Genomic DNA, 21,661 nt, shown 5'->3' with positions numbered 1-21,661 from the left:
GATGAAGATTGCAGTCATGCCCGGTGATGGTATCGGTCCCGAAGTCGTGGCGCAGGCGCTCAAGGTGCTGAAAGTGGTGGCGCCGCATGCCGAGACTCAGGAGGCGCCCATCGGTGAAGCGGGCATTCAGGCGCATGGCGTGCCGCTTCCGGAGCCGACGCTCGATATCGCGCGCAAGGCTGACGCCATTCTCTTCGGCGCGGTAGGCGTGGCCGATGAAGCCGACATTCCGCGCGAACGCCGTCCCGGAACGGGGCTGTTGCAGTTGCGCGAAGCGCTCACGCTGTACGCGAATTTCCGCCCGGCGTACATGTTTCCGGAACTGATCGGCGCGTCGACGTTGCGGCCCGAGGTCGTCGATGGACTCGACATCGTGATCGTGCGCGAGTTGAACGGCGATGCGTACTTCGGTCAGCCGCGCGGCTTCACGACCAACGAGGCGGGCGAGCGCGTCGGCTTCAACACCATGCGCTATTCGGAATCGGAAGTGGAACGCGTGGCGCACGCCGCGTTTCGCGCCGCCCGCCGCCGTCATCACAAGCTGTGTTCGGTGGACAAGGCGAACGTGCTGGAAGCGAGCCAGCTGTGGCGCGAGACGGTCACGCGCGTCGGACGCGATTATTCGGACGTCGAACTGAGCCATCTCTTCGTGGATGCAGCCGCGATGATGCTGATGCGCCGGCCCAAGCAGTTCGATGTCATCGTGACGGGCAACCTGTTCGGCGACATCCTGTCGGACGCCGCCGCCATGCTGACCGGATCGATCGGCATGCTGCCTTCGGCTTCCTTAGGTTACGAGCGCAAGGGGCTTTACGAGCCGGTGCACGGCTCGGCGCCGGATATCGCGGGCAAGGACGTGGCCAATCCGCTCGCCGCCATCCTTTCGCTCGCGATGATGCTGCGCGAGAGCTTCGAGATGGAAGACGCGGCGGGACGCGTCGAACGCGCGGTGCGTGCCGTGCTGGCCGAAGGCTACCGTACCGGCGACATCCATCAGGAAGGCACGAAGAGCGTCGGTACGCGCGATATGGGCGATGCAGTGGTCGAGGCTTTGCGAAAAGAAGTCGCTTGAAGCGAAGGGCGTTCCGAGGCAGACGGGCATCCCGATGCGTCATGCGCGAGATGCCGGTCCGTCTCAGGCAGTCGGTCGTACGGACATCCCTGGAAAGGGAGGAGACAACCATGAAGCTGAAGTTTGCTGTTGCACTCTGCGCAGCCGTTCAACTCGCTTGCGCATCGGTCACGGCGGTGGCCAAGGACGTGCCGGAGAAGCCCGAGCTGCATATCGCGGCGGCGTCCACGGGCATCACCTATCTGCCGCTGCTCGTCGCGAAGCAGCGCGGCTATTTCAAGGACGAAGGGCTCGACGTCACCATCGCCGCGTTCTCCGGCGGCTCGAAGACGCTTGAAGCCTTGCTCGGCGGCAGCTCCGACATGGTGGCGGGCGCGTATTCGAACACCATCACCATGGCCACGAAAGGACAGCATCTGGTCGTGGTGGCCGCGCAGGTGATCTGCCCCGGATGGATCTTCGGCGTATCGCAGAAACACGAGGCCGACGTGAAGTCGCCGAAGGACCTGAAGGGCATGCGGATCGGCGTGAGCGCGCCGGGTTCGAGCACGCACATGGCCGTGAACTACATCCTGCACAAGGCAGGGCTGCAACCGTCGGACATCTCGGTCATCGGAGTGGGACAGGCAGCGGGCGCGGTTGCAGCGGTGCGCGCGGGGCAGATCGATGCGCTCATCGTCAACGATCCGAGCGCGACCATCCTCACGAAAGACGGCAGCCTGAAGCCGCTCGAAAACATGCGCACCGCCGACGGCAACGTGAAGGTGTTCGGCGCGGACTATCCCGAATCGAGCCTCTTCGCCACGCGTGATTTCATCGACAAGAATCCGAAGACGGTGCAGGCCGTCGCGAATGCGATCGTGCGCGCGGAGAAGTGGATCGCCAAGGCTACGCCGCAGCAGGTCGCGGACAACGTGCCGCCGCAATATCTGGGCGACAACAAGGCGCTCTATGCCGAAGCGTTCACGAACAGCCGCCGTTGCATCTCGCAGAACGGCGAGATCACGCCCAAAGGCGCGGAGACCGTGCATGAAGTGCTGGCCGCGTTCGATCCGGCCGTGGCATCGGCGAAGATCGATCTCGCCGCCACCTACGACAACCGCTTCGTGAAGAAGGCCGCGGAGATCCAGCCATGAGCACCGCCACGTACAGCGTCCCGATTAAGACCGGACGTGCCGAGCGGTGTGAAGCCTTGCGGTTCGACAACGTGACGTGCACCTTCGCCGGCAACGGCAAGGGCGCGCAGACGTACACCGCCGTCTCCGGGGGCAACCTGACGATAGGCGACGGCGAGTTCGTCTCCATCGTCGGTCCGACGGGTTGCGGCAAGTCCACGCTGCTGAACGTGGCCGCCGGGCTGACGCGGCCTTCGTCGGGCAGCCTGAGCGTGTTCGGCAAGAAGCTGACGCAAGGGCTCAACACGGAGGCCGCGTATCTGTTTCAGGTCGATGCGCTCATGCCCTGGAAAACGGCCGAAGACAACATCGCCATCGGCCTGATCTTTCGCGGCATGCCGCGTCAGGAAGCACTCGATGTCGCGCGCGGCTGGCTCGATCGCGTGGGGCTGCACGGTCACGGGAAGAAGTATCCGCATCAGATGTCGGGCGGCATGCGCAAGCGCGCCGGTCTCGCGCAGGCGCTGGCGCTCGATCCGCGCATCATTCTGATGGACGAGCCGTTCAGCGCGCTCGACATCCAGACGCGCCATCTGATGGAAAACGAGCTGTTGCGGCTGTGGTCGAACGACCGCAAGTCCGTGATGTTCGTGACGCACGATCTCGAAGAGGCGATCTCGCTGTCCGACCGCGTCATCGTGTTGTCGGCGGGACCGGGCACGCGGCCCATCGCGGAGTTCGAGATCGACCTGGAGCGGCCGCGCGAGATGTCGGAAATCCGGATGACGCAGCGTTTCCTTCAACTGCACACCCAGATCTGGGACGTGCTTCGAGGCGAGGTCCTGAAAAGCTATGCGCGCAATCGAGTTTGACCCAAACAATCGCTTCGCCGTGCTGGTGACGCGGCTCCTGATCCTGCTCGGCGTCGTGTTCTTCTGGTGGCTCGGCACGTCGGAGAAGTGGCTGTCGCCGTTCTTTTTCGGGGAGCCGGTCGGCGTGGCGCGCCGCGTCGTCGAATGGTTCGTGACCGGCTCGGTGTTCCGCCATCTGTACACGACGCTGCTCGAAACCATGCTCGCGTTCGTGATCGGCACGGTGCTCGGGCTGGCGTGCGGACTGTGGCTCGCGCTCAGTCCTTTTCTCGCTGTCGTGTTCGATCCGTTCATCAAGGCGATGAACTCGATGCCGCGCCTGATCTTCGCGCCGATATTCGCGCTGTGGTTCGGACTCGGCATCTGGTCGAAGGTCGCGCTGGGCGTCACGCTGGTCTTCTTCGTCGTGTTTTTCAACGTGTTCCAGGGCGTGCGCGAAGTCAGCCCGACCGTGCTGTCCAACACGCGCATGCTCGGCGCGAACTCGCGTCAGTTGATGCGGCACGTCTATCTTCCTTCGGCGACGAGCTGGGTGTTTTCGAGCCTGCATAACGCGATCGGCATTGCGTTCGTCGGCAGTGTGGTGGGCGAGTATCTCGGGTCGGAAAAGGGCGTGGGCTATCTGATTCTGCTGGCCGAAGGCGTGTTCGATATCAACTCGGTGATCGCCGGCATTCTGGTGCTGACCGTGTTCGCGCTCCTGCTCGATACGGCCGTCTCGATGATCGAAGACTATCTGCTGCGCTGGCGGCCCGTGGCCGGGCAAACCGTTGCAGCGAGCGCATAGTACAAGCAACCCTTGGGGACAAACAATTGCAGACCAACAACATCAATCTGACGGACCGTGTCGCGGTCGTGACGGGCGGCGCGCAAGGCATCGGGCTGGCGGTCGGCCGCCGGCTGCTGGAATCGGGCGCGCGGCTCGTGATCTGGGACATCAATGCAGCCGGCATCGAAGAGGCGCGCAGCCAGCTCGGCAAGCACGACGTCCACTTCGAGCGCGTCGACATTGCGGACCATGCGAGCGTGCAGGCGGCAGTCGCGGGCACGCTGAAGGCGACCGGGCGCATCGATATTCTCATCAACAATGCGGCGATCGTCGGACCGAACGCGCCCTTGATCGATTATCCCGTCGATGTCTGGAAGCAGGTGATGGATGTCGATGTCAACGGCACGTTTCATTGCTGCCGCGCCGTGGCGCCCGAGATGATCCGGCAGAACTACGGGCGCATCGTCAATCTCGCGTCGGTGGCGGGCAAGGAAGGGAACCCGAACGCGGCGGCATATAGCTCGGCGAAGGCGGCGGTCATCGCCATGACGAAATCGCTCGGCAAGGAACTGGCGCGACACGACATCGCGGTCAATTGCGTCACGCCTGCCGTTGCCCGCACGCCGGGCGCGATGGAGCAGGCACCCGAGCATATCGAGTACATGCTGGGCAAGATTCCGCGCGGACGATTCCTCGAACTCGACGAAGCCGCCGCCATGATCGCCTGGCTTGCCAGCGAAGAGAATTCGTTCACCACCGGCGCGGTCTTCGACCTGTCCGGCGGACGCGCCACCTATTGAAGCGAGCACGCATCCATGAAGCTTTTGCGCTACGGTTCACCCGGCGAGGAGAAGCCGGGCCTTCTCGATTCGGAAGGCAACATCCGCGACCTGTCGAATCATGTCGACGACATTGCCGGCGACGTTCTGCTTCCCGACAGCCTCGCCCGGCTGAAGGCGCTCGATGCGGCGTCGTTGCCGCGCGTCGAAGGCAATCCGCGCATCGGTGCGTGCGTGGCGGGCACGGGCAAGTTCATCTGCATCGGCCTGAACTACTCGGATCACGCCGCGGAAACAGGCGCGACGGTGCCGCCCGAGCCGATCATCTTCATGAAGGCGACGAGCGCGATCGTCGGGCCGAACGATGCGATAGAAATTCCGCGCGACTCGATCAAGACCGACTGGGAAGTGGAACTGGGCGTGGTTATCGGCAAGACGGCCAAGTATGTGAGCGAAGCCGATGCGATGGATCATGTCGCGGGCTATTGCGTCATCAACGATGTGTCCGAGCGCGCGTTCCAGGCCGAGCGTCAGGGCCAGTGGACCAAGGGTAAGTCGGCGGATACGTTCGGCCCGACCGGTCCCTGGCTCGTGACCACGGACGAGATTGCCGATCCGCAGTCGCTGCCGATGTGGCTCGAGGTCAACGGGCATCGCTACCAGAACGGCAGCACGGTCACGATGGTGTACGGCGTGCGCTATCTGGTCTCGTATCTCTCGCAGTTCATGTCGCTGCAGCCGGGCGACATCATCTCCACCGGCACGCCGCCGGGAGTCGGCCTCGGGCAGAAGCCGCCGGTCTATCTGAAACCGGGCGATGTCGTCACGCTCGGCATCGAAGGGCTCGGGCAACAGCGCCAGAGCGTCGTGCAGGGCTGAACGCTTCTGCTCACTGTCAGGGAGACATCATCGTGACAGCGCTTGCGCGTCGAATCCTGATTGCATTGGCCGCGTGCGCGGTCGTCTGCACTGCGTCGGCGGCAGGCTCCCCGCCGGTGCCGGAGAAGCCGAAGCTCCATCTGGCTGCGGCGGGCGTCGGCTTTCCTTATCTGCCCTTCGTGATCGCGGACAGCCGGGGATACTTCAAGCAGGCGGGGCTGGATGTCGAAATCGGCGTGTTCAGCGGCGGCGCGAAGGCGCTTCAGGCGATGATGGGCGGCAGCGCCGATATCGTCGCGGGCGCCTACTCGAACACCATCACGATGGCGGCCAAGGGACAAAAGCTCGTCTCGTTCGTGACGCTGGCATCGTGCCCCGGCTGGGTGTTCGGCGTGACGCGGGCAAGCCACGCCAAGGTCAAGAGCTACGCGGACCTCAAGGGAATGCGCATCGGCGTCAGCTCGCCGGGGTCGAGCTTTCACATGGGCGTGAACTATCTGCTGAGCAAGGCCGGTGTGAAGCCGGGCGATGTGTCGATCATCGGCGTGGGATCGTCTGCTGGCGCGATCGCCGCGGCCCGCAGCGGCCAGATCGACGCGTTGATGAGCAACGATCCCGTCGCGACCGTGCTAGAGAGCACCGGCGATCTGTTCCCGCTGGCCGTGATGCGCGACCCGGCCGGCACGCGCGCGACACTGGGCGGCGACTATCCGGAAGCCGCCATCTATACGACGCGAGACTTCCTCGTCAAGAATCCGAACACCGTGCAGGCGGTGACGAACGCCATACTCGAAGCCGAGCGCTGGATGGCGCATGCCACGCCCGAACAGGTCGCGGCGGCCGTGCCGCAACAATATGCGCTCGCCGAGAAGGACGTGTTCGCGCGCGCCTATGCCAACATGCAGAGCTGCATTTCGCGCGATGGCCTGATGACGGATGCCGCCGCGCGCACCGTGCACGATGTCCTGACCGCATTCGATCCCGGCGTCGGCCAGGCGTCGATCGATCTGAAGGCGACGTACGACAATCGCTTCGTCGAGAACGCGGACAAGCGCTAGAACGGAGGAGACCCGACATGCAAGGCGACGTCCGCATCCTGGCGGAAGGCTTGAAGTTTCCCGAAGGGCCGGTGGCGATGCCCGATGGCTCGATCGTGCTCGTCGAGATCGAGCGCGAGACCATCAGCCGCGTATCCGCCGACGGGACGGTGAAGGTGCTGGCGAACGTGGGCGGCGGGCCGAACGGCCTGGCGCTGGGTCCTGACGGCGCGTTCTATATCTGCAACAACGGCGGCTTCCTTTTTCGCACGGTGGCGGGGCTCAATCGCACGCGGCCGGGCATCCATCCGGACTATACGAGCGGGCGGATCGAACGCTTCGACCCGCGCACGGGCGTGCTTACGACGCTCTACGACCGGTGCGGCGACCATCCGCTGTGCGGTCCCAACGACATCGTGTTCGACCACGAAGGTGGCTTCTATTTCACCGATTTCGGCAAGAACCGGCTGCGCGATCGCGATCACGCGGGCCTCTACTACGGCAAAGCCGATGGGTCGATGATCGTCGAAGTCGCGTATCCGCTCACGACGGCCAACGGCGTGGGGCTGTCGCCGGACGATCGCGTCGTCTATGTCGCCGAAACGGAAACGGCGCGCTTGTGGGCGTTCGATCTCGAAGCGCCGGGCAGGGCGCGCAAGCATCCGTATCCTTCTCCGCACGGCGGGCGGCTCGTGTGCGGTCTGCCGGGCTATCAGCGATTCGACAGCCTGGCCGTCGACGCCGAAGGCAACATCTGCGTCGCGACGCTCGTGACCGGATGCATCACCGTGGTCGCGCCGTCGGGCGAGGTGCTGCGGCAAGTCATGGTGCCGGACGGCATGGTGACGAACATCTGCTTCGGCGGGGCCGACATGAAAACCGCCTATGTCACGATGTCGGGCACCGGACGCCTCGGCGTGCTGTCGTGGCCGCAAGCGGGGCTGAAGCTCGCCTATTCGTGACTGCCGGGCTGTTGCGCGCTCGCGAGCAGATGCTTGAGAAAGAGATGTACGGGCGCGGGAAGCGACTCGGGCTCGCGCACGCAGATTTTCCAGTGCCGCTCGGCCCAGGGTTCGTCGAGCAGAACGGCGACGAGCGGCGCCGAACTGACGTAACGCTCGGCATGATGCTCGGGCACGAGACCGACGCCGAGCCGCGCTTCGACCATGCTGCGGACCGGCTCGAAGCCGTTGACGCGGATCGAGAGCTTGAGCGGATGATCGAGGTCCGCCGCCGCGCGCAGCACGAGCGAGTTCAGATAGCTTCCTTCCTGCGGTCCGACGAGCGGATATTCGGCGACTTCGCGAAACTTCACGCGGCCGGCGCGGCTGAGCGGATGATCGGGCGGCATGATGACGACGAGCCGGTCGCTGCGATAGGGATAAACCTGCAATCCGGCCGCAACGGTGGTGCCGCCGAACACGCCGATATCGGCGGTATTCTCGGCCACGGCGCGCACGACGGCGGGGCTCAGGCTCTCTTGAAGGTCGATGCGCAGCGCGGGATGCCGGTCGAGGAACACGCGGATGTCATTCGCAATGTACTGAACGATGGTGGAGAGGCTCGCATGCAGCCGGATTTGACCGCGCACGCCTTCGGCATGATCGAGCAGTTCGCTTTCCATCTGCTGAATGTCGAGCAGGAGCGTCCGGGCGTGTTGCAGCAGCGCGGCCGCCGCGACGGTCAGCTCGAGGCCCTTGTTGCTGCGCACGAACAAGGCGGTCTTAAGAATGTCCTCCAGCTGGGACATGCGCTTGCTGATGGCCGAGGGCGCGATATTTTCGAATTCCGCTGCCCGCGCGATGCTGCCGTGCTCGCAGACCGCGACGAACAGTTTCAGCGAATGTAGGTCGAAACGCAACGTAGTCTCCGGGGACGCGGTTCTGCTTGCCGCGACGGTTTCATATGTTGCGAGGATAGATTCGAGGCTGGTGGCGAGTCAATCGGCGTGCGCCCAGGAATGCGCGGTGCATCGAGACGAATGCAAGCGCGACCTTCGCGCGTTTCCGTGCGTCGAGTGGCTTGCATTCTGCCAAATGGTTCGGACTACAGATGTAATCGATAATCTCGCGGCAGGCCCCCATCGTCGCTGTGCTTCCAGTACAGCGCGGTGAACGGGCGGTAGAGAAGGGCGAATGTTTCGGCGGCGGACACGGCTTGCTCCACGTTGAAGATGCCCGCCACTTTTACACGCGCCATGCCGCGCGGACAGGACGATCCTGCTGATCAGCGCTGAATCGGTGTTCATCGATGCCGTCGTTTGTTGAACTGCACTGAGAGCAATAACGGTAGGAATACGAAATAAAACACTTGGATGAAAAAGTCGAATGCGTGCGAAGCCGCGCGCACTCGACTCTCTGGATACATCAAGCGAAACTATTCAGCGCCTTCGCGAGCCTGCTCACCGCGCCTTCGACGTCATGCAGTTTGTCGAGGCCGAAGAGTCCGATGCGGAAGGTCTTGAAGTCCGCGGGCTCGTCGCATTGCAGCGGAACGCCCGCTGCCACCTGCACGCCGGCATCCGAGAACTTCTTGCCCGACCGGATGGCGTCATCGTCTGTATAGCTGACCACGACGCCCGGCGCTTCGAATCCCTGCGCCGCCACGCTCCTGAAGCCTTTCTCGCCCAGCAACGAGCGCACGCGCTTGCCGAGTTCGAGTTGCTCCGCTTTCACCTTGTCGAAGCCGTATGCTTCCGTTTCCCGCATGACGTCGCATAGCGTGGCGAGGCCGTCGGTCGGCATCGTCGCGTGGTACGCGAAGCTGCCGTTCTCGTAGGCTTCCATGATCTGAAGCCACTTGCGAAGGTCGCACGAGAAGCTGGTGCTGGTTGTTGCGTCGATCCTTTCGCGAGCCAGCGCATTGAGCATGACGAGCGCGCAACAGGGCGATGCACTCCAGCCCTTCTGCGGTGCGCTAATCAGCACGTCGACGCCGCTCGCTTCCATATCGACCCACACCGTTCCCGAGGCGATGCAATCCAGCACGAACATACCGCCGACGGCATGGACCGCGTCGGACACCGCACGCAGATAATCGTCGGGCAACATGATTCCGGCCGCGGTTTCCACATGCGGCGCGAAGACCAGATCCGGCTTGTTCTTCTCGATCGCGGCGACGACTTCTTCGATAGGAGGCGGTGCATAAGGCGCCTGCCTGCCTTGCTCGACCGGGCGCGCCTTGAGCACGATCGATTCAGACGGAATGCCGCCCATGTCGAAAATCTGCGACCAGCGATAGCTGAACCAGCCGTTGCGGATGACGAGGCACTTCTTGTTCGTCGCGAACTGCCGGGCGACGGCTTCCATGCCGAAGGTCCCGCTGCCCGGCACGACCACGACCGACTGCGCGTGAAAGACCTTTTTCAGTGTGCGGGATATGTCGCGCATGACGCCCTGAAAGCGCTGCGACATATGATTGAGCGATCGGTCCGTGAAAACGACCGAGTATTCGAGGAGCCCCTCGCGGTCGACATCGGGAAGTAGTCCTGGCACGCGTGCCTCCTTACCAGAGGAAGAAAAGGTCGATACTGGATTCTAGCGAAAGCCGCTCCGGGGCGAGATGCGGCGTGCTCGCGGCACGTGTAGCGCGCGCAAGCGATGTTCCTGCATGCCGCGATGCACCGCGTCATCGAACGATGAAACGGACACGCCGCGCTTGACAACGTGCATATGCACATATAGACTGCACTGCATGAAGAAATCCACGTTCCGCGACGATTGCAACTGTTTCGCGCTGCGACAGGCGGCGCGTTACGTCACGCAGATCTACGAGCGCCACCTCGGGCAGATCGGGGTAACGGCCGCGCAGTTCACCATCCTTGCGAAACTGGCGCGAAAGCCGGGCCTGCCAATGACGGAACTTGCCGATGCCATGGTCATGGACCGCACGACGCTCGTACGCGCACTGAAGCCGTTGCAGCGCGACGGTTTAGTGGTGACCGAACCGTCGAAAGAAAATGGTCGGACGAATGTGTTCAGCCTGTCGCCGGCGGGCCGCGATATCTTTGCGCGTGCCGCCGATGCGTGGCAATCCGCACAGGAAGAATTCGAGAGCCAGTTCGGCCGCACGCGTGCGAAGGCGTTGCGCGCCGAGTTGTTCGAGCTGACATCGTCGTAATGCGTGTTATCCCATGCAGCACGATCACAACGCGCCGTTGGCGCGTTTTTTTAAACGCTACTAGTGCATATGCACATATAACCATGTCGAGTTCGCCTTCCATTGCGCCGCCGAGCAACGCTGGAATCGCCAAGCAGACGCGCCGGATTCCCTGGATGCTGCTCGCGCTGATCTCGGTGGCAATCGTGATCGCGGCGGCGGCTTCGTACTGGCTTCTGGTCGGGCGCTTTGTCGAATCGACCGACGATGCCTATGTCGGCGGCGACGTGACGGTGCTCGCGCCGAAGGTGAACGGCTTCGTGACGGATGTTCGCGTGCAGGACAACCAGTTCGTCACTGCAGGACAAGTGCTCATTCGGCTCGATGCCCGCGACTACGACGCGCGGCTCGCGCAAGCCAACGCCGAAGTCCAGAGCGCGCAAGCGGCCGTCGCCGAACTCGAAGCGAGAAAGCTGCTGCAACTCGCGACGATCAACGCGCAATCGGCGGAAGTGCGGGCGTCGAGCGCCGAGCTGACGCGCAGCGTGTCGGATTCGGCGCGCTATCGCCAGCTCGTCAAAGACGACGCGGTGTCGAATCAGGTCGTCGAACGCGCGGATGCGGACCTCTTGAAAGCACGCGCGGGCGTCGATCGAAGCAGCGCCGCGCTCACGGCTGCGCAACGCCAGCTCGGCGTGCTCGATGCGCAGATCAACGACGCACGCGCGCGCATTGCAACAGCGGAAGCGGCGCGCCGCGTGGCCGCGTTGAACGTGGAGTACACGACGATCCGCTCGCCGATCGACGGCTACGTCGGCAACCGGACCGCGCGCGTGGGTCTTTTAGCGAATGTCGGCGTATCGCTGTTGACGGTGGTGCCCGCGAGCGGACTCTGGATCGACGCCAACTTCAAGGAAGACCAGTTGAAGAAGATGAGAGCGGGCGACAGGGTCGATGTCGAACTGGATGCCTCGAGCCGCCGTATCGAAGGCGTGGTCGAGAGTCTCGCGCCCGCGACCGGCGCGACATTCAGCATCCTGCCCGCCGAGAACGCGACGGGCAACTTCACGAAGATCGTGCAGCGCGTGCCGGTGCGCGTGCGGCTTGCCGTGCCGAAGGACATGCAGGGCGTGTTGCGGCCCGGACTGTCGGCGACGGTCAAGGTCCATCTTCGTCACGACAACGCTTCCTGAACGACGCCGCGCGGGATCATCATGCAAGCCACCACACACGCGCCGATGAATCCGGCCGACATGCCGACGGGTCGCAAGGTCTTCGCGTTCGGGCTGCTTTGCCTCGGCTTCTTCATGGCGACGCTCGACATCCAGATCGTCGCGTCGTCGCTCAAAGATATTGGCGGCGGCTTGTCGGCGAGTCAGGACGAATTGTCGTGGGTGCAGACTTCATATCTGATCGCGGAAATCCTCGTCATACCGATGTCGGGCTGGCTCACGCGCGTCTTTTCCACGCGCTGGGTGTTCGCGTTCTCCGCCTTCGGCTTCACGCTCACGAGCATGCTGTGCGGTCTCGCATGGGACATCAATTCGATGATCGTCTTTCGCGGGCTGCAAGGCGCGCTTGGCGCCGCGATGATCCCGACCGTGTTCACCACCGCGTTCGTGCTCTTTCCCGGCAAGCAACGCCTGATCGCTTCGACGACGATCGGTGCGCTTGCCTCGCTCGCGCCGACCATTGGACCGGTGATCGGCGGATGGATCACGTCGCAATGGTCGTGGCACTGGCTGTTCTATCTGAATCTCGTGCCGGGCGCGCTGGTGACGGTGCTGGTGCCGCGTTTCGTCGATGTCGATACAGCCGACCATTCGCTCCTCAAACGCGGCGATTATGTGGGCATTGCGTTGATGTCGGGCTTTCTCGGGTGCCTCGAATACGTGCTTGAAGAAGGGCCGCGCAAGAACTGGTTCGGCGATGACGTGATCGTGTTCTGCACATGGATCTCCGCGATTTGCGGCTTCCTGTTTCTCGTGCACGCGTTCACGGCCAGGGAACCGATCGTCGATCTGAAAGCGCTTGCCATCCGCAACTTCGGCATCGGCAGTCTCTTGTCGTTCATTACCGGCATTGGTCTCTTCTGCACGGTGTTTCTGACGCCCGTGTTCCTGTCGCGCGTGCGTGGCTTCGATTCGCTGCAAATCGGCATCGCGCTGCTGTCCGTCGGATGCTTCCAGTTGCTCGCACTCGGCGCGTATTCGTTTCTTGCGCGCGTCGTCGATATGCGCCTCTTGATGGTGTTCGGTCTCGTGTGCTTCGGTGTCGGCTGCTATCTCTATGTGCCGCTGACGAATCAATGGGGCTGGCAGGAACTCTTGATTCCGCAGGCGTTGCGCGGTATCGGGCAGCAGTTCTGCGTGCCGCCCATCGTGACGATGGCGCTCGGGTCGTTGCCGCCTTCGCGGCTCAAGTCGGCGAGCGGATTGTTCAACCTGATGCGAAATCTGGGCGGCGCGATCGGCATCGCGGTCGCGAGCACCATGCTCAACGACCGGCTGAACCTGCATTACGAGGGGCTCGACGAACACGTCACGGCGGGAAGGCCGCTCATCGAAGCGTTGTTGCACGATCAGGCCGCGCGTTTCGCGGCTGTCGGCGGCGACATGCTGAATGGCGCGGCTGCCGGCCTCGGCGCGCTGCACGCGCTGCTGATGCGCGAAGCGCTCGTGTTGACGTTCTCGGACACGTTCCTCGCGGTGTCGCTCTGTTTCGCGGTCGGCCTGCTCAGCGTGTTCTTCTCGCGGCCGTTCGGCAACACCGCGCCGCCGCCCGACGCGCATTGATTCGCGGCGCTTATCCATTGAACCGGGACACACCATGAAAGCCATGCTTGCAAACGCGCTTGCCGTCGCGGCTGCGATGACGCTCACCGCATGCGCGGTGCAGCCCGCCTCGCATGCGGGCTTGCCGGACACGGTGAGCGCCGTCGCACCTGATGCATGGAGCGTCGATGCGCCCGTCGACACGATCGATGCGAACGCGTGGTGGTCGCAGTTCGGCGATCCGGCGATGCATCGGCTCATCGAGACCGTGCTCGACGGCAATCTCGATGTGAAGGCGGCCGTGGAGCGCGTGCGGCAGGGCGAGGACATCGTGAAGCAGCAGCATGCCGCGCTCGCGCCTCAACTCGATGCGAACGCAGGCGCGTCCTATCAGCGTCAAAACACGCCGCCGCCATTGGGCTATGTCAAGCAGGCGGGCATCGGCTTGACGGCGTCATGGCAACCGGACGTGTTCGGCGGCGAGCGGCTTGCCGTGCTGGCCGCGCAGGCACAAGCGAGCAACCGTCAGTCGGCGTTGAACGAACTGCGGCTCGCGTTGGCGGCGAACGCGGCGAGCGCCTACATCGACTTGCGCTGGGCGCAGGCGCAGCTTCAGATCATCAGCGATAACGAACAGATTCGCAGCCGCGCACTGGAACTCACTCAGCGGCGTTTGCGCTACGGACTATCGACTCAACTCGACGTGGCGCGTGCGCAGAATCAGTTGCAGGATTTGCAGGCGCAGCTGCCGAAAATCCGCGCCGCCATTCAGCACGATATGAGTCTGATCGCGGTGTATTCCGGGCGCACGCCCGAAAGCGTTGATGATCTGATGCTTGCGGACTCGCGCCCGATCCCCGTGCCCGCGCAAAGTGTGCCGAGCACGCTGCCGTCGCAAGCATTGTTGCGTCGCCCGGACGTGCGCACCGCCTATGCGACGGTCGAGCAACGCGCGGCGGAAGTGGGTGTCGCGAAAGCCGAGCGCTATCCGAAGTTCCGGTTGAGCCTGAGCGACGGCATTCTCGCATCGTCGTATCTCGGCTTGCCGACATTGACGGACAATCTCTTCAGCGCCGCATTGAACGCGACGAGTCCGATCTTCAACGCAGGGCGCATTACCGCGAACATCGACCAGAACGAGAGCCGCATGCGTGAATCGCAACTCGGCTTGCAGCAGACGATCCTCGTGGCGCTGAAGGACATTGAAGACACGCGAAGCGATCTGGTCAACGGCGACGCGCGAGTGAGCAGTCTGGGCGGCGCGCTCGCGGCGTCGGACCATGCGCTGCGGCTTTCAAACGAGCTTTATAAGGGCGGTGCGTCGAGCTTTCTCGACGTGCTGGAGGCACAGGAAGCCTATCTTCGCGACGCCGACGCATTGAACGAAGCGAAACGTCAGCATGCGCAAGCGGCCGTTGCGCTCTATCGGTCGCTCGGCGGCGGCTGGAATGCACTCGGGCAAGACGATGCGCCTAATCCGCCGTCATCCGTTGCCTCGCGCTCATGAAGGGACCGACCGGCTTTCTTTCGGGCGCGAAGCGGTCAAAGCCGACGGGTTCGGGCATATCGATGTAGACCGCTTCCATCCCGTGTCGGCTGTAGGTTTCATGCCAGAAGCCCGCGCCGCCGCTGTCGCGCAGGAAGTCGCGCCACCAGCGCGAATGCGGCTCGCTTCGAGTAAAGGCTTCGAGGCTTTCGAGGTCGCGCCAATACTGACGGATACCGATATGGTTGAGAGCGAAGAGCAACTGTTCGCTCGACAGCAATCCGTCGGGCGGCGTCGAATCGACCTGCCGCAAGCCTTTGCCGATGCGAAGCAGTGCGCCGATGCCCCGCAGCCGGCGCACGCGAAAGCCCAGTATGACGACCACGAGATTCGGGTAGGCGCTGAGATCCACCGATCTTCGGGTGACAGCTTGCATGTTGGCCACTCCTCGACATACACGCTGTAAGCATAGTCGCCGATGACCGTAGTGCAAGCAGGCCGGTAGGTCTACGGTCGGCCGGTTACGCGCTGCACCATCGCGTATAGCACCGACATCTGCAAGCCGCTCTTGAGCGCGTAGTTCGGATCGTACTGATTCGAATAGCCCCACCAGTCGAAGCACGCATTGGGATTGGTCGGCCCCGGCGCGGACGACGCGATCGTGTCCGGATAGACGACCACCAGTTTGTTCGTGTCGGCCCATTCGTTGATGCCGGCCTCTGTCACCCAGCGATTCCCGATAAGCGACGCCTCCTGCAAACAGCCGTGAAGAGCCAGGACCAGGCCGCACTTGTCGCCTTGAGCGCAGGACCTGGGGACGAACACACTGCCCGTCGAACTCATGGACAGGTTGGGGGACGCCCCGAACTCCGTTTGATCGAATGAAGCCAACGTGCCTGAGAGCTTTCCGTTGTTGCGCGGTTTGAGCGGGCCGAGGAACATCGTGAGCCACGTCTTTACTGAATCGTAGACCGCGCCGTTTGCGGAGCAGCGCACCATGTAGGGACTTCCGAGCGTGCCGCATGCAAGTTCGCCATCGGGCGATTCCCAGCCGTGCTCGGCGGGAAATGCATTGTCGAAGTGAACACGCGCGCCGTAATGCTGATACTCCGAGTTGAGATCGGCCATCTCGAGCGGATTGACGACCTCGTCCTGCGTGCCGGACCAGAGATATACAGGCTGCCCACGCAGATTGGCCACCGGGTCGATGGTGCGGAGGGACGATTGCGTATCCAGGTACGCCTCGGATTCCATCAGCATGCTGTTATACGACGCCTGGTTCGTCGAAAGCGTCAAGCCCCCGCAGTTGGCCAGAGCGCTCAACGCACCGCCGACGCCGGCGCACCAGTACACGCCGCCGGCGTACACGGCCGCGCCCTTGAAGGTCGAGGAGTGGGCAACGTGCATTTGCACGGCCGCGAAACCCCCAGACGAAATGCCCGCGACGAAGACTTTAGCCGGGTCGATCTGGTAGCGCTGGAGTTTTCCCACTGTCGAGGGGGCGGATGCTGCTTTCGCGGTGGAGGCCACCGTCATCTCTTGTTTGGATGCAACGGCGCCGGCACCAGGCGAGTCGCCACCGCCGCCGCAGCCCGCAAGGCCGATCGCTAACATCATCGCCGCCGCCAACCGCAGACCCGATGGCTTCGTCATCATTGTCGTCCCCTTGTCGAATCGAAACGAGTTTTCATCGCTCAACGTTGTCTTCAGCGTCGGCGGTATCCGGTCGATACCGCCGCTTCGCAAAAATCGCGCCTGACATGAGGGATGCCGGAGTGCCCTAATAGTGGAGCAGTGGCAACGAGCGTCGAGCTTAGTCAGCTTGCAGCGCGAACCGACATCGTGTTACCTTTGTTACCGGTAACAAAATGCGCGCTGCGGCCGAAAATGCGAATTACTGGTGTTACCGGTAACTGAAAAGGGCGCAGCTTGCGGGCAGATGCGGCGATGCAACGCGAAAAAACACAAAAGGAGACAAGACAAAGTGCCAACAATAGTGCAGCCGGCCGCCTCTGCAGCCGCCGCAGGCAACGAAGCCGAAGACCAGCTTTACCGAAAAGTATTGAAGCGGATCTTGCCGCTGCTCCTTCTTTGCTACGTGGTTGCGTATCTGGATCGAGTCAACGTCGGCTTCGCGAAATTGCAGATGCTCGACGCATTAGGCCTGAGCGACAGCGTCTACGCCGTGGGTGCGAGCATCTTTTTCTGGGGCTATTTTCTGTTCGAGATGCCGAGCAACCTCCTGCTTCACAAGTACGGAGCGCGCTTCTGGATAGCCCGCATCATGGTGACCTGGGGCATCGTCTCCTCGGCGCTCGCTTTCATATCCCCGCTCGCCGGCTTCTTCCACGTCCAAACCGGAACGATGTTCTACATACTCCGCTTTCTGTTGGGCGTATGTGAGGCCGGCTTCTTCCCGGGCATCATCCTGTACATGAACTATTGGTTTCCCGCACGACGCCAGAGCGTCGCAATGTCCGGGTTTCTAATCGCTATCCCCGTCAGTCTGACGCTCGGGGGAGTCGTGTCGGGCTGGTTGATGGAAAACACACATGGCCTTTTCGGCATGGGCGGCTGGCAATGGATGCTGTTGCTCGAAGGTATTCCCTCGATTCTCGTCGCGTTCGTGGTGTTGTTCCGCATGGGCGACGGCATTCAGTCCGCGAAATGGCTGACGGCAGCGGAAAAGTCTCTGCTGCAAAAGAATCTCGAGCAGGAAGGCGCCAAGAAGACGCATAGCGTCGCCGCCGCGCTCAAGAGCCCGCGTGTCTGGCTGCTGACGTTTATTCTCCTGACGTTCAATACGGGCTTCTATGGTTTGGCGTTCTGGCTGCCGTCCATCATCAAGGCGTCGGGAGTGAAGAACGCGTTGAACATTGGGTTGCTGACAGCCATTCCTTACATGAGTGCCGTTGTCGCGATGATCTGGAACGGGGCACACTCACGCAAGACCGGCGAGCGACGCTTGCATGCAGCGATTCCCGCTTTCATCGGTGGCATCGGCCTGATTCTCAGCGCTCACTTTGCCAACAATGTGCCGCTATCTATTTTTCTGCTGACGGTTGCTACCTGCGCGATTCTCGGCCTCATGCCGATCTACTGGACTTTTCCCGGGCAGATTTTGTCGGGAACGGCCGCAGCGGCGGGCATCGCGCTCATCAACTCGGTCGGCAATCTGTCCGGCTTTACGGGTTCGATGATTACGAGTGTCGCCAAAGACCTGACCGGTAACATCAACAACGGGACCTATGCGCTCGGAGCTTGTTTGCTCGTGAGTTGCGTTCTTATCTTGTCGATTCCAAAGAACATGCTCAACGCTGATCGAGGCGAACGTTGAGTTCGGCTGGAGCCGCGTGATGTTGAGCCAATGCCCACTGTACGTGGGCATCGTGCTTCTTTCCCGGGAAAACCATGACGAGATTCGCTTTGATCTTCTTTCGCTTCGAAACTAGACTCTTCCGTAACGAAAGTTTCTGCGGAAGCGGACAGGATGCTCAACAACAAGAGTTCACTGAAGCGACGCCTGCAGATCGTCGAGCTTGTCCGGAAGCGGGGTGAGGTCTCGGTCGATGAGTTAAGCCAGGCGTTCGATGTTTCCAGTGTGACCATCCGCAGTGACCTCAATTACCTGGAGCAGCAGCGCTATCTTCTGCGCTCGTTGGGCAAGGCCCGTTATCTGACACAGAAGGCCGGAGAAAACATCTTTGTTTCGACGTCGGACGCCGCTACGCGCAAGACATCCGAGATGGTGGTCGCTCGACTGGCAGCAGAGCGCGTTGGAGACAGCGAAGCGGTGATGTTAGGCGCGGGAGAGATAGTCCATAAGATGGTGCCCTTCCTCGCAGACCGCGCAAACCTTTCATTGTTGGTTCAGGACGTTTCCGTTGCACAGACGGTTCAGCGGTTTTTGCATTGCGAGGTGCTGCTCACGGGCGGTCAACTGGAACACGGCTCGACGGCGATGACCGGGCCTGACGCGGAAGCTACTGTCGGCCGACGCTCAATTGACTTGTGCGTCCTGCAAGCATCCGGTTTAGACCGCGACGGTAACCTTCTAACCGCCGATTCAGCTTTGGCGCGTGTAGCGCGGGCGGCGCACCGAGCGGCCAAACGAACGATGGTCGTTGCGTTCCAGCCGGCACTGGATGAACGTAGAGGTGAAGTGTTCGCGAGCGCGAATGAGATCGACACGCTTCTTATCGATGATGGCATCGACCCACCGACGATAGAAACAGTCGAGCGACAAGGTCTTCAGCTTCAAAGGCGAGACACGGGAATTCTGGAGTTCGGCGTTTCGTAGAAGTAGATTGTCCAGCAAGGGGCCTTGTCGAGGACCGGTATTGAAAGCCCCTCCAGTATGGCGCGACGTATATCGTTATCCTAATGAATACTGCCATGACTAAAACTGTAGCGGAATCGGTCAGTCCTCCCGTCTCCATCCTCACGATGGGCGAGATTCTCGTTGAGATTCTCGCAACAGAGATCGGGCAATCGTTTCGACGACCAGGCATGTTGATGGGGCCGTACGCTAGCGGTGCTCCGGCAATTTTCATCGATCAAGCGGCGAAATGCGGGAGCGCCAGCGCGATTATCGGCTGTGTCGGGGACGACGACTTCGGCGTTCTCAATGTCGAGCGTCTGCGGCAGGATGGCGTCGACGTATCGGGCATATCGGTCATCAAGGCTGCGACGACGGGCAGCGCTTTCGTCACGTATCGAGAAGACGGCGATAGAGATTTCATCTACAACATTGCCAACAGCGCGTCGGGCCATCTCTCTGTCAACGAGATTCCAGAACGGCTTCTGAAGAACTGCGGACATTTCCATGTCATGGGGTCGTCGCTTTTCTCGTTCCGCATCATCGAGGCGATGAAGAAAATCATCGAAACGGTGAAAGCGAACGACGGAACGGTGAGTTTCGACCCGAATATCCGAAAGGAGATGCTGCGCATTCCAGAGATGCGCGATGCGCTCGATTTCATTCTCGACTACACGGACGTGTTTCTACCGAGCGGTCACGAAGTGATGTTACTGGCGAGCGCCAGCTCGGAGAGCGGCGCCATTGCGGAACTGCTGGGCCGGGGCGTGAGTGAAATCGTGGTCAAGCGCGGGAAAGAAGGTTGCAGTTACTACGATGGAAAGACCGAGCGGCATATACCCGCCCTGGCGGTGACCGAGGTTGACCCGACCGGCGCCGGCGACTGCTTCGGCGGAACGTACATCGCTTGCCGCTCGCAAGGATATCCGGTCGAGAGCGCGCTGAAGTACGCATGCGCCGCGGGCGCGCTGGCTGTCACTCGCCGCGGGCCGATGGAAGGTACGGCAACGCTAGCAGAACTCGATGCGTTCATCCACGAAAAGCCCGAGGTGAGTCATGGCTGAAATCGTGACACGGCTCGTCGGCGATTCGCGGCTGGGAGCGCGGCTGGACGGTATTTATTCAGTTTGCTCGGCGCACCCGTGGGTCATCGAAGCGAGCATGAGGCAGGCGCTCGATGACGGCGCACCTTTATTGGTGGAATCGACTTCCAATCAAGTCGATCAATATGGCGGTTATACCGGCATGAAGCCGGTAGATTTCGTCCAATTCGTCCACGGAATTGCTCAGAAGGTCGGCTTCGCTCGGGAGAGCCTGGTGCTGGGCGGGGATCACCTGGGCCCGAACGCGTGGAGAAATTTCCCGGCGGAAGAAGCCATGAAGCGCGCGGACGCGCTGATCGAAGCGTATGCCGCCGCAGGTTTCAAAAAGATCCATCTCGACACGAGCATGAGCTGTGCGGATGACGCTCCGCGTCTGTCCGACGAAGTCGTCGCTGAACGTGCGGCCCGATTGTGCGCCGTTGCGGAGTCTGCAAGCGAGCGTGCTGGACTGCAGGAGCGCCCGGTCTACGTGGTCGGCACGGAAGTCCCGGTGCCCGGCGGAGCTTCCGAAGACCTTGCCACGGTCGAGGTGACGAGCCCGCAAGCTGCGCTCGAGACCGTCGCGGTGCACGCTGCGGCGTGGCAAAACCGTGGCCTGAATGCGGCCTGGGAGCGTGTCGTCGGACTCGTGGTTCAGCCGGGCGTGGAGTTCGACCATGCGAAGGTGGTGGACTATGACCCGTCATCCGCCAGCGAACTTTCGCGGGTGCTCGATGACTTGCCCGGCATGGTCTTCGAGGCCCACTCCACGGACTATCAAAAGCCCGAGGCGCTCGCGGCCCTGGTACGCGACGGTTTCGCCATCCTGAAGGTAGGACCGGGCGCGACGTTCGCGTTGCGCGAAGCGCTTTACGCACTGGCAGACATTGAAGACCAACTGTTTGCACCGGATGCCCGTTCGAATCTGCGGGCGGTGGTCGAGCGCGTCATGTTGGCCAAACCCAATAATTGGGAGAAGTATTACCACGGAAGTGAGCAGGAGAAGCGGCTCTTGCGCATTTTCAGCTATAGCGACCGGATTCGTTATTACTGGGCTGATGCGGAGGTCGCGAAAGCAACGAAGAAGCTGGTCGCCAATCTCGAACGGGTCGAAATACGAGAAAACCTCATTAGTCAGTTTCTCCCGAACCAGTACTGGCAGCTCCGATGCGGGTTAATCGACGCTTCGCCGATGAGCCTGATATTCAGCAAGATCCGCGACGTGATCGGAGCCTACGCAGCGGCTTGCAGAACGTAATTCGAGGTTCCGGGGACGGGATCGCCGGCTCATGACGTCCATGTTTCGTTCAAATCGGTTGTTGGTTCAGATAGGGCAATGGTTTTCGAGGGAAAACCCGCTTTGATGGGGTTTCGGCTCGA

General features: G+C 62.0%; 20 protein-coding genes. 16 read left to right on the top strand and 4 right to left on the bottom strand.

The annotated features are described in order from the left end of the window. Window position 1: 1 nt before the first annotated feature. The 8 genes from leuB (at window position 2) to AWB72_RS07410 (ending at window position 7,485) form a co-directional block, all read left to right on the top strand. The gene (gene leuB, locus AWB72_RS07445; protein ID WP_040049819.1) at window positions 2-1,072 is read left to right on the top strand and encodes a 3-isopropylmalate dehydrogenase; all 1,071 of its coding nucleotides are present in this window, start codon (window positions 2-4) and stop codon (window positions 1,070-1,072) included. Between the two features lie 110 nt (window positions 1,073-1,182). Beyond that, the gene (locus tag AWB72_RS07440) at window positions 1,183-2,208 is read left to right on the top strand and encodes an ABC transporter substrate-binding protein (RefSeq protein WP_040049820.1); all 1,026 of its coding nucleotides are present in this window, start codon (window positions 1,183-1,185) and stop codon (window positions 2,206-2,208) included. Continuing rightward, entirely contained in the window at window positions 2,205-3,059 is an 855-nt protein-coding gene (locus tag AWB72_RS07435) for an ABC transporter ATP-binding protein (RefSeq protein WP_040049821.1), read from the top strand. The genes AWB72_RS07440 and AWB72_RS07435 overlap by 4 nt, the downstream gene beginning before the upstream one ends. Further along, window positions 3,040-3,846: an ABC transporter permease gene (locus AWB72_RS07430; protein ID WP_040049822.1), complete on the top strand. Its 807-nt coding sequence runs from the start codon at window positions 3,040-3,042 to the stop codon at window positions 3,844-3,846. Before AWB72_RS07435 ends, AWB72_RS07430 begins: the two co-directional genes overlap by 20 nt. A 26-nt stretch (window positions 3,847-3,872) precedes the next feature. After that, a complete protein-coding gene (locus AWB72_RS07425; protein WP_040049823.1) occupies window positions 3,873-4,628 on the top strand; it encodes an SDR family NAD(P)-dependent oxidoreductase in 756 nt (251 codons plus the stop codon). Window positions 4,629-4,643: 15 nt separating this feature from the next. Continuing rightward, entirely contained in the window at window positions 4,644-5,486 is an 843-nt protein-coding gene (locus tag AWB72_RS07420; RefSeq protein ID WP_040049824.1) for a fumarylacetoacetate hydrolase family protein, read from the top strand. 32 nt (window positions 5,487-5,518) lie between these two features. Continuing rightward, entirely contained in the window at window positions 5,519-6,544 is a 1,026-nt protein-coding gene (locus tag AWB72_RS07415; RefSeq protein WP_040049825.1) for an ABC transporter substrate-binding protein, read from the top strand. Window positions 6,545-6,561: 17 nt separating this feature from the next. Continuing rightward, window positions 6,562-7,485 carry an SMP-30/gluconolactonase/LRE family protein gene (locus AWB72_RS07410; protein ID WP_040049826.1) on the top strand — a complete coding sequence of 308 codons (924 nt, stop codon included), beginning with the start codon at window positions 6,562-6,564 and terminating at the stop codon, window positions 7,483-7,485. On the opposite strand, the gene AWB72_RS07405 is transcribed toward AWB72_RS07410, so the two are convergent. Both AWB72_RS07405 and AWB72_RS07400 read right to left on the bottom strand, forming a co-directional pair. Beyond that, complete coding sequence (locus tag AWB72_RS07405) at window positions 7,476-8,384, bottom strand: LysR family transcriptional regulator (protein WP_040049827.1); 909 nt, start codon at window positions 8,382-8,384, stop codon at window positions 7,476-7,478. The two genes, AWB72_RS07410 and AWB72_RS07405, sit on opposite strands and share 10 nt — an antisense overlap. A 505-nt stretch (window positions 8,385-8,889) precedes the next feature. Beyond that, entirely contained in the window at window positions 8,890-10,017 is a 1,128-nt protein-coding gene (locus AWB72_RS07400) for an aminotransferase class V-fold PLP-dependent enzyme (RefSeq protein ID WP_040049828.1), read from the bottom strand. A 199-nt stretch (window positions 10,018-10,216) separates the two neighbouring features. Here AWB72_RS07400 and AWB72_RS07395 point away from each other — a divergent pair, with 199 nt between their 5' ends. From AWB72_RS07395 to AWB72_RS07380, 4 genes are all read left to right on the top strand, one after another. Continuing rightward, window positions 10,217-10,642 carry a MarR family winged helix-turn-helix transcriptional regulator gene (locus tag AWB72_RS07395; RefSeq protein ID WP_040049829.1) on the top strand — a complete coding sequence of 142 codons (426 nt, stop codon included), beginning with the start codon at window positions 10,217-10,219 and terminating at the stop codon, window positions 10,640-10,642. A gap of 83 nt (window positions 10,643-10,725) precedes the next feature. Further along, entirely contained in the window at window positions 10,726-11,814 is a 1,089-nt protein-coding gene (locus AWB72_RS07390; protein ID WP_040049830.1) for an HlyD family secretion protein, read from the top strand. 21 nt (window positions 11,815-11,835) lie between these two features. Further along, entirely contained in the window at window positions 11,836-13,416 is a 1,581-nt protein-coding gene (locus tag AWB72_RS07385) for a DHA2 family efflux MFS transporter permease subunit (RefSeq protein WP_040049831.1), read from the top strand. A gap of 34 nt (window positions 13,417-13,450) precedes the next feature. Next, window positions 13,451-14,902, top strand: coding sequence for an efflux transporter outer membrane subunit (locus AWB72_RS07380; RefSeq protein WP_040049832.1), 1,452 nt, complete (start codon window positions 13,451-13,453; stop codon window positions 14,900-14,902). On the opposite strand, the gene AWB72_RS07375 is transcribed toward AWB72_RS07380, so the two are convergent. Both AWB72_RS07375 and AWB72_RS07370 read right to left on the bottom strand, forming a co-directional pair. Continuing rightward, window positions 14,868-15,317, bottom strand: coding sequence for a DUF4188 domain-containing protein (locus AWB72_RS07375; RefSeq protein WP_040049833.1), 450 nt, complete (start codon window positions 15,315-15,317; stop codon window positions 14,868-14,870). The genes AWB72_RS07380 and AWB72_RS07375 overlap by 35 nt on opposite strands. Window positions 15,318-15,388: 71 nt before the next feature. Continuing rightward, complete coding sequence (locus tag AWB72_RS07370; RefSeq protein WP_244285546.1) at window positions 15,389-16,579, bottom strand: extracellular catalytic domain type 2 short-chain-length polyhydroxyalkanoate depolymerase; 1,191 nt, start codon at window positions 16,577-16,579, stop codon at window positions 15,389-15,391. Window positions 16,580-16,865: 286 nt separating this feature from the next. Here AWB72_RS07370 and AWB72_RS07365 point away from each other — a divergent pair, with 286 nt between their 5' ends. The 4 genes from AWB72_RS07365 (at window position 16,866) to AWB72_RS07350 (ending at window position 21,539) form a co-directional block, all read left to right on the top strand. Then, window positions 16,866-18,218 (top strand): MFS transporter, encoded by a 1,353-nt coding sequence (locus tag AWB72_RS07365; RefSeq protein ID WP_040049835.1) that lies wholly within the window; start codon window positions 16,866-16,868, stop codon window positions 18,216-18,218. 153 nt (window positions 18,219-18,371) lie between these two features. Then, window positions 18,372-19,181, top strand: a complete 810-nt coding sequence (locus AWB72_RS07360; protein WP_040049836.1) for a DeoR/GlpR family DNA-binding transcription regulator — start codon at window positions 18,372-18,374, stop codon at window positions 19,179-19,181. A 95-nt stretch (window positions 19,182-19,276) separates the two neighbouring features. After that, window positions 19,277-20,263, top strand: a complete 987-nt coding sequence (locus AWB72_RS07355) for a tagatose kinase (RefSeq protein ID WP_052449797.1) — start codon at window positions 19,277-19,279, stop codon at window positions 20,261-20,263. Beyond that, window positions 20,256-21,539 carry a D-tagatose-bisphosphate aldolase, class II, non-catalytic subunit gene (locus tag AWB72_RS07350; RefSeq protein ID WP_040049838.1) on the top strand — a complete coding sequence of 428 codons (1,284 nt, stop codon included), beginning with the start codon at window positions 20,256-20,258 and terminating at the stop codon, window positions 21,537-21,539. Before AWB72_RS07355 ends, AWB72_RS07350 begins: the two co-directional genes overlap by 8 nt. Window positions 21,540-21,661 lie beyond the last annotated feature (122 nt).

The organism is Caballeronia concitans (genome assembly GCF_001544615.1).
Classification (GTDB): Bacteria; Pseudomonadota; Gammaproteobacteria; order Burkholderiales; family Burkholderiaceae; genus Caballeronia; species Caballeronia concitans.
The sequence above is the reverse complement of the archived record's forward strand: the minus strand, read 5'-3'. Positions and strand labels throughout refer to the sequence as shown.

Coding starts and splice junctions, on each gene's coding strand:
- AWB72_RS07440 (WP_040049820.1), top strand. CDS start 1,183: ATGAAGCTGAAGTTTGCTGTTGCACTCTGCGCAGCCGTTCAACTCGCT.
- AWB72_RS07420 (WP_040049824.1), top strand. CDS start 4,644: ATGAAGCTTTTGCGCTACGGTTCACCCGGCGAGGAGAAGCCGGGCCTT.
- AWB72_RS07395 (WP_040049829.1), top strand. CDS start 10,217: ATGAAGAAATCCACGTTCCGCGACGATTGCAACTGTTTCGCGCTGCGA.
- AWB72_RS07390 (WP_040049830.1), top strand. CDS start 10,726: ATGTCGAGTTCGCCTTCCATTGCGCCGCCGAGCAACGCTGGAATCGCC.
- leuB (WP_040049819.1), top strand. CDS start 2: ATGAAGATTGCAGTCATGCCCGGTGATGGTATCGGTCCCGAAGTCGTG.
- AWB72_RS07350 (WP_040049838.1), top strand. CDS start 20,256: ATGGCTGAAATCGTGACACGGCTCGTCGGCGATTCGCGGCTGGGAGCG.
- AWB72_RS07435 (WP_040049821.1), top strand. CDS start 2,205: ATGAGCACCGCCACGTACAGCGTCCCGATTAAGACCGGACGTGCCGAG.
- AWB72_RS07410 (WP_040049826.1), top strand. CDS start 6,562: ATGCAAGGCGACGTCCGCATCCTGGCGGAAGGCTTGAAGTTTCCCGAA.
- AWB72_RS07355 (WP_052449797.1), top strand. CDS start 19,277: ATGACTAAAACTGTAGCGGAATCGGTCAGTCCTCCCGTCTCCATCCTC.
- AWB72_RS07380 (WP_040049832.1), top strand. CDS start 13,451: ATGAAAGCCATGCTTGCAAACGCGCTTGCCGTCGCGGCTGCGATGACG.
- AWB72_RS07360 (WP_040049836.1), top strand. CDS start 18,372: ATGCTCAACAACAAGAGTTCACTGAAGCGACGCCTGCAGATCGTCGAG.
- AWB72_RS07430 (WP_040049822.1), top strand. CDS start 3,040: ATGCGCGCAATCGAGTTTGACCCAAACAATCGCTTCGCCGTGCTGGTG.
- AWB72_RS07385 (WP_040049831.1), top strand. CDS start 11,836: ATGCAAGCCACCACACACGCGCCGATGAATCCGGCCGACATGCCGACG.
- AWB72_RS07375 (WP_040049833.1), bottom strand. CDS start 15,317: ATGCAAGCTGTCACCCGAAGATCGGTGGATCTCAGCGCCTACCCGAAT.